Below are 1,608 nucleotides of genomic sequence, written 5' to 3'. Positions count from 1 at the left end.
GTAACCACTCAGGTTGTTCTAAGCCTTAGCAATAGTAAAGAGGGCATTAAGGATTTGCTGTTGATTTTTGTTGCAGGTGTCAGTTATAGAACGTATGATAGCATAGTTCTGAGCTCCTTTAAAAGACTTAAACATTCCTGATACTTTCAGTTTTACCTTAATATTACGGATAGCCTGTTCAGAGCTATTATTATCGGGGGGAACATCCTGATGATATAGGAACGTTAACAAATAGTTTTTGTACATACTAATTCTTTTTTGGAAAGTAATCACTTCAATATGCCTTGGGTCTATTTTTTGTTTTAATAAACTATCGAATATAGCTTCAATAGCTGACCTTTCTTTTATCGGATTTTGATACTGCCCAGGCTTGATAGTTTTTTTGAGTTCAATAGCCATCATGATCATTTCACTGAACTGCGCTGCCCATGGAGATTTATATTTTTGTTTGAAGAAGAGCAGTTCCCGGAGTAGATGTGCCGTACAGATCTGGTGGCCGGCAGCGGTTGTGTTCAAATGGCTCTTCCAGCAATCATGGACCAGGACAGCATTTGGGAAACCGGCTGGAAAATTTGCTTTCACCGTCTGAAAACCCCTATTTTTTGAAGCGGTGATGTAGGTGGCAAATTTGCTCTGCCATGTCCAGAACCAGTTTAGCTTGCCATTTTCTTTCATTCCTGTTTCATCTGCTCCGATCACTTTGGCTTTTGATATAGCCTGTTTGATCAGTTCAAAAGCCGGAAGTGCCTTTTGTGCAAAACGGTCAAGTATACCACATACCGTCCCCTGACTGATGCCCATTCCATAAATTGAGCTGAACAGCTCGCTGATCCTTGCCAGGGATATATACTGGCGGGTATGCAGATAGGCAATCAGGGCAGCAGTCTGTTTCCCGTAACTGACCGGAGCATCAACACCCACAGGAAAAGTACCGGTTGTCCGGTGTCCGCAACTGCAGTGGGCACGGTAAATCCGGTGCTCAATATAACGGGGCTTTACCATGGGAACATCAATTACCTGGCGGCGGGCTGTAAGTTCCGCTGTCGTGACATCCAGTTTTAAGCCACAGCAGCGACAAAAGCCGGGGCAATGATGATGGACCTGGTCGGGAGATGATGTCATTTTAAGCGTGTGGCCATCATGACCTTTCTGGCCGCCTGAACTTTTTCCGCTGGAAGTTCGTAAACTGCTTGTCCTGGGTGCCCGATTTTCATCTTTGGAGGGGGGAACAGAGCTGTTACCACTGTTCTTTTTTGGACCCTTTAATAAACGGTTCTCCTCCAAAAGAACACCTATAGTTTCATTTAACTGCCCTATAATGGCATTTAGATCTTCAATCGTCTCTTTAAAGGAGGCCTGCATCCCGGAAATTGTATCCTGATAAGCTATCGTCTGGGCAGCTCTGGCTGCCTCAGAAGCCATACGGGCCGATGATTCCCGTTCTAATAATTCAAGTAATTTCTGAAAGTTATGATTATCCATCTGTGGCATTCTGTATGACAAAATACAGCTTTTAATAGCATTAAACCTAGCAAAATCAACTAAAGTTATACAGTGAAATGTGGATAAATCGACGCCATTTTCTGAAAACAGAAAATGCTGATCATA

Annotated in this window: 1 protein-coding gene; it reads right to left on the bottom strand. The window is 43.2% G+C overall.

The annotated features are described in order from the left end of the window. Nucleotides 1–18 precede the first annotated feature (18 nt). Nucleotides 19–1,608, bottom strand: a 1,590-nt coding sequence (gene tnpC / locus AC07UV_RS25605) for an IS66 family transposase (RefSeq protein WP_495185838.1), incomplete at its 5' end; no start/stop codon positions are given.

Source organism: Sphingobacterium sp. GW821-FHT03E03 (assembly GCF_059420745.1).
The sequence above is the reverse complement of the archived record's forward strand: the minus strand, read 5'-3'. Positions and strand labels throughout refer to the sequence as shown.